Source organism: Xenorhabdus sp. Sc-CR9, from assembly GCF_963897815.1.
GTDB lineage: Bacteria > Pseudomonadota > Gammaproteobacteria > Enterobacterales > Enterobacteriaceae > Xenorhabdus.
On record NZ_CAWQTY010000015.1, the window covers coordinates 1 to 5,425 of the forward strand.

Sequence of the window (5,425 nt, forward strand, 5' to 3'; positions counted from 1 at the left end):
AGCAGTAGCTACTCGGTATGACAAATTAGCAAGAAATTATGAAAGTCTCGTTGCTTTGGCATTTTCAATCATGTGGCTCCCTATGTGGGTCGATTGAAACATGTACAACAAAGGTCAACACGCTCTAGTCAATTTTTAACTATGGTAAGCATATTTCTAGATTTTTTGTAGACGACAAGTTAACTGTTAAAAAAGGAAATTTTATGGTCGACAATAGTATTCGTACTAAACTTTTCTCACCTACAAGATTAGGAGAAATTGAACTTGCCAACCGTATTGTCATGGCACCTTTGACACGTAGTCGCGTGAATCAAGAAGGCGTTCCCAATGAACTTAATGTGACATATTATGTTCAGCGAGCAAGTGCCGGTTTAATCATTTCAGAAGCCACTAACATCTCAGCACAGGGACGCGGTTATGCCATGACTCCCGGCATCTGGACAGAAGAACAGGTGGCTGGATGGAAAAAAGTTACAGATGCTGTTCATGATGCAGGTGGAAAAATTGTTATTCAATTGTGGCATGTTGGTCGATGTTCACATGTTACCCTTCAACCTAATCAAGAAGCCCCCGTTGCACCATCAGCCGTCAAAGCAGATTGTAACGTTTACACTTATGATGGCCCTCAAGAAGCTTCAATGCCACGCGCATTAAAAACTGATGAGATTGCTAAGATTATCGAACAATATAAGCATGCGGCTGAATGCGCCAGGCGGGCAGGATTTGATGGTATTGAAATTCATTCAGCCAATAACTATCTTCTTGAGCAATTCCTGCGAGATTCGACTAATCACCGCACTGATCAATATGGTGGTTCTATTGAAAATCGTGCTCGACTGATTTTAGAAATTGTTGAAACTGTAACCCGTGTTTGGAGTAGTGGACAAATTGGCATTAGACTTTCACCTGTCTCAACAGAAGTCGGTAACACACCGCTTGATAGCAATGTGATGGCAACTTATGGCTATCTGATTCAGCAGCTAAATAAATTCAGACTAGCGTATCTTCACTTTGTTGAAGGAACGACAGGGAAAGATCGTACAGTTCCTGAGAATGTTGATCTAGATGCATTGAGATCTCTGTTTGACGGGGCTTATATCGGTAATAACAACTATGATCTTGAAATGGCAGTTTCCCGTCATACAGAAGGTAAAGTTGACGCAGTTGCATTCGGCCGTCCATTTATTTCCAATCCCGATTTAGTCGAGCGTCTACGCTATGATATTGAACTGGCTGATGTCACTAATGATGCCTATTACGGTAATGGGGCAAAGGGTTATATTGACTGGCCAAAAGCAAATTCACTTTGAATTTTCATGTTTTAAATCCTAAACCTCCATTTTGATTTGGTATATATAACGACAATGATAACTTCAAATTCTTTGGCAGATGAAATTAGAGCAAGAAATTTAGGCATTCCTTTCTCTGGCGTAACAGGGAAAAATAATGCAATTACAGATGTTGGTGGGGTAAAAGTAGGTTACTCAACCATAATCAAAGACGATGGAAAGTTAAAAATCGGAAAAGGCCCAATAAGAACAGGAGTCACAGCTATATTGCCGAGAGGAAAGAAATTCAGTCCTGTATTTTCCAGTATATTTTCTTTAAATGGAAATGGAGATATGACGGGTAGTCAATGGGTTGAAGAAAGTGGCTTCTTAGAAACGCCAATATTAATCACTAATACCCATAGTGTTGGCGTTGTCAGAGACTCAACAATTAGCTGGATGATTGATAATAATCTGACTTCACCACTAAAAGATGATTTATTTTGGTTATTGCCTGTGGTTACAGAAACATGGGATGGAATATTAAATGATATAAATGGTATGCATGTAAAAAAAGAACATGTATATCATGCGTTGAATAGTGCTAAATCAGGTGTAATAGAAGAAGGTAATGTGGGTGGTGGTACGGGCATGAACCTTTTTGATTTTAAAGGAGGTACAGGTACTTCATCACGAATTTTAGACAAAAAAGATGGGGGGTACACTGTCGGTGTTCTTGTCCAAGGCAATTTTGGCGATAGGGATGATTTGATCATAGCAGGCATTCCGGTTGGTAAAAAAATAAAGGACTTCCATTCTATATATCATGGAGATAAGAAAAAAATAAAGGATGCAGGATCGATAATCGTTGTGGTTGCCACAGATGCACCATTAGCGCCTCATCAACTGGATAAAATAGCAAAAAGGGTATCTCTCGGGCTTTCAAGGGTAGGTGGGGTTGCCAGAAATACTAGCGGTGAGATATTTATTGCTTTTTCAACCGCAAATGATGGTGCTTTCTCCCGAAAAGATATAAGCACCATAAAAATATTGCCAAATGACAAACTAGACCCTTTGTATGAAGCAACAATAAATGCAACAGAAGAAGCAATCATTAATGCTATGTTCGCAGCTAAAAAAATGGTTGGGAGAAATGGTAATACTTCGTTCCCTATCCCTAAAGAGAAAGTTAAGGAACTATTAAAAGAACATAATATACTTTTGGATAATTAGTTAAGGTCAGACTTTTTCACTTTACTACCCGACTTCAGAGCTCGCCAGCGGATCAAAATCTTACAGGTTCAGTAAACTATTTGGTTACCAAAAATGGAATTTACAGCCAACCAGGTTATAGGTGAAAAACTGGCGAGCTTGGTTTTATTGTCTTCTTATTACCTCTTTATGAATATTGATTGATACCCGTTTGGATACCCGTGTCATATTTCAAACGCTAGCCACTACACTTATCTGAATCCGCACATTAAACTATAGCTTACCTGTTTACTATACAACAAATGATAATATTCAATGGCATATAAGGAGCCACGTTATGAAGAATGGAAGAAGACTTTTTTTGAAACAGGCGAGTGTTACTGGTGCAGCATTTTCATTATTACCTCTGATGTCAGCAGGAGCTATCGCTTCTTCACAGGGTCAACCAAAGAAAGGAGATGGTATTGATATAGGCGTTTGCGAAATGACTCCAGAGGAAATGTCAGGTCCATATTTTATAAATAACAAATTGCTTAGAAGGAATATAACAGAGGATGAACCCGGGATACCTCTTTTATTGACAATGAAAATAATTGACTCTGTAACTTGTAAACCTTTAGATGATATCTTTATTGATATATGGCATTGTAATGCTATGGGTAAATACTCAGGTTGGAAATACATAAACCCAGATCTAGAAGCTCCATCTGATAATATAGGGTCGATTTCAAGAACTGATGAAAGCACATTTCTTCGTGGGGCACAAAGGACAGACAAAGAAGGGATAGTCAGATTCACTACAATCTTCCCTGGATTTTATGCTGGAAGAGCTATACATATCCATTTATCAGCAAGGAATGCGAATGTACAAAAAAGACAGGAAGATAAATTCTATTTTGTAGGCCAGCTCTATTTCCCTGAGGGTATATCTGAAGAAGTAATGACTAATGATATGTATTCTCCAAGAGATATTAATAGGCTAAAAAATGAAAACGATTCTATTTTTTCTGGAGTTAAAAATAGGGCTGCAATTTTGACAATAGGAAAAATAGGTGATAATCCATTGGATGGATTACATGGAAAGATAGTGTTATCTATTAATAAAGATCATGTATCCAAGAAAATAGCCCCTAAAGACTTGGCTAAACATACTGTATAAGTGAGTCTGATTTAGAAAAAAACACTCCATAACCGGAGTTTAAAGTTCAGACCGGATCTGACAGATACCGATGTGTCTGTCGGATTAAACCTAGCCTAAACATCGGAGACTATTTTGTTTGAGTCATGCCGACATTCCAAATCCGTTAGACATGCATAATTAGCATGCCATAACAGTTTCATTATCTTGAAAATCGTGGGAATATCTTAGATATTACTAAAAATTTGAAACTAAGAGGAATCTGTTATGCCTATATGGGTAGATGCTGATGCATGTCCTAAGGTTATAAAAGAAGTATTATATCGTGCAGCGGAACGTGAAAAAGTACGAGTTACATTCGTGGCAAATCAACGACTAAGTATACCTTCGTCCGCTTTTTTACGTACGTTACAAGTCCCAGCCGGGTTTGATGTCGCTGACAATGAAATTGTTCGTCACTCAGAAATCGGTGATTTAGTTATTACAGCAGATATCCCTCTTGCTGCTGAAGTGATCGAAAAAGGTGCAATAGCACTCAATCCGCGCGGGGAACGTTATAGTGAAGCGACAATACGTGAACGTCTGACTATGCGTGATTTTATGGATACGATGCGAGCGAGTGGAGTTCAAACTGGAGGGCCTGCTGCTTTAAACCAACGCGATCGCCAACGGTTCGCAAATGAACTAGATAAATGGTTATTGCAACAAAAAAATGTATCTTGAAAGAAAATGCAACTATTCTGTGAGTAAAAAACATAATTTTTAATTAAAAGGATGACAGTTTCGGCCTCTTATATTTGTAGTGGTCATCAATAAATTTGACCATTATTTCCGTTTGCGGTCGAACGTTACGAAGACGGCGGTAAAGCGGCGACTAACTATAAATACTACGATGCAAAGTGCATTGTAAGTTAAGTCTTCAATTGAATGAATGGAAAGGTAACATCATTATATCATCAGGCTGAATCAATGTGTGTTGGGACTTATGCCATATATAGTGAATAGAGTAGGACATAAAGTTATTACCTATCTCTTCTCGTTAATTTAACATAATATAGATTATGCGAACCAATGGTGTGGTGGCTCAATGTTAATGTTCATTAGGAATATCCAAGGTATAGTTTTCAAACCATCTACTCTGACTTCAGGCTCGTTCAAAGGAAGTTTTTAGCGAAAATTAATTTTTATAAGTAAATTAAAGACGCTCAATTCAATATTTATAAGTACATGCAACCGATGGTGTTTTTATTAACTGTTTATAAAGTAAATTAAGGAATAGAATATAAGCAGTCTTTATCCACACCATCGTCATGATTTGAAAATCATGCATTGTTACAGTTATTCACAAGACGGTTTGCCTGTTCGATGATTTAATGCTCCATTTGCAATTAATAACTTTTGCATTTCATGGAGATTATTCTTACACGCATAAGTTAATGCACTTTGGTCATAAGAAAACATAGTTTTGTCGTCTGTTGTTGTACTTAGGTTAATATCAGCACCTTGTAATAACAGATATTTAACGGTATTAGTGCGATTATTGCTGGCAGCTATCATAATCAAAGTTTCACCGTCACTCTCAATTTCTTGATTATTTAAATCAACCTCATCTTTCATTAAATGATGAACCTTTTTAACTACATTAACATTATTACCAAGCACAGCGGATTTTAATACATTATATACCAATCGCCATTGAAGATGCTTGATTTCTTATCCAAACCCGATCATGCTTGCAGCCATGAAAATTCATCTGACACCAGAACAAAAACGCGCCCTCGAATTGATGCACGATACGACTCGTGAT

5 protein-coding genes and 1 pseudogene are annotated in these 5,425 nt (G+C 37.5%); 5 read left to right on the top strand and 1 reads right to left on the bottom strand.

From position 1 onward, the window contains the following. The 5 genes and pseudogenes from AACQ81_RS00885 to AACQ81_RS00905 form a co-directional block, all read left to right on the top strand. Positions 1-97 (top strand): annotated as a pseudogene (locus AACQ81_RS00885) (IS5/IS1182 family transposase); the annotation flags it as partial. Between the two features lie 106 nt (positions 98-203). Next, positions 204-1,310 (top strand): alkene reductase, encoded by a 1,107-nt coding sequence (locus AACQ81_RS00890; RefSeq protein ID WP_237388363.1) that lies wholly within the window; start codon positions 204-206, stop codon positions 1,308-1,310. A 54-nt stretch (positions 1,311-1,364) separates the two neighbouring features. After that, positions 1,365-2,501, top strand: coding sequence for a DmpA family aminopeptidase (locus tag AACQ81_RS00895; RefSeq protein WP_237388364.1), 1,137 nt, complete (start codon positions 1,365-1,367; stop codon positions 2,499-2,501). A 316-nt stretch (positions 2,502-2,817) separates the two neighbouring features. After that, on the top strand, positions 2,818-3,639 hold the full coding sequence (locus AACQ81_RS00900; RefSeq protein WP_237388365.1) for an intradiol ring-cleavage dioxygenase: 822 nt from the start codon (positions 2,818-2,820) through the stop codon (positions 3,637-3,639). A gap of 246 nt (positions 3,640-3,885) precedes the next feature. Further along, complete coding sequence (locus AACQ81_RS00905; RefSeq protein WP_237388366.1) at positions 3,886-4,341, top strand: YaiI/YqxD family protein; 456 nt, start codon at positions 3,886-3,888, stop codon at positions 4,339-4,341. Positions 4,342-4,956: 615 nt separating this feature from the next. Here AACQ81_RS00905 and AACQ81_RS00910 read toward each other — a convergent pair. Continuing rightward, entirely contained in the window at positions 4,957-5,280 is a 324-nt protein-coding gene (locus AACQ81_RS00910) for an ankyrin repeat domain-containing protein (RefSeq protein ID WP_336885696.1), read from the bottom strand. Between the last annotated feature and the right edge of the window lie 145 nt (positions 5,281-5,425).